The sequence below is a fragment of the Pantoea sp. ICBG 985 genome, from assembly GCF_002928365.1.
Classification (GTDB): Bacteria; Pseudomonadota; Gammaproteobacteria; order Enterobacterales; family Enterobacteriaceae; genus Pantoea; species Pantoea dispersa.
Genome location: NZ_POWM01000027.1, coordinates 1 through 306 on the forward strand (window position 1 = coordinate 1; position 306 = coordinate 306).

A 306-nucleotide genomic window follows, 5' to 3' on the forward strand; every position below is an offset into this window, starting at 1 on the left:
ATGCCTGGCAGTTCCCTACTCTCGCATGGGGAGGCCCCACACTACCATCGGCGCTACGGCGTTTCACTTCTGAGTTCGGCATGGGGTCAGGTGGGACCACCGCGCTGTTGCCGCCAGGCAAATTCTGGTGCACGAAACGAATCTTTTTCACTGATGCCGCGTTGGCCGCCCTCGCAAAGTCAGTCACATACTTCTGTATGCTCCCTCGTACCGTCTCGTCCGGCGCCTTGCCTCAGCGCAAAATCTTTCGTTTCCGCTAATTTTTCCGTCACAAGCTGAAAATTCTTTCTGTCTCTCGGCCCAAAA

1 rRNA gene is annotated in these 306 nt (G+C 55.6%); it reads right to left on the reverse strand.

Going from position 1 to position 306, the window contains the following annotated elements:
• Window positions 1-2: 2 nt before the first annotated feature.
• Window positions 3-118: ribosomal RNA gene (rrf, locus tag C1Y42_RS23290) — 5S ribosomal RNA — on the reverse strand.
• Window positions 119-306: the final 188 nt, after the last annotated feature.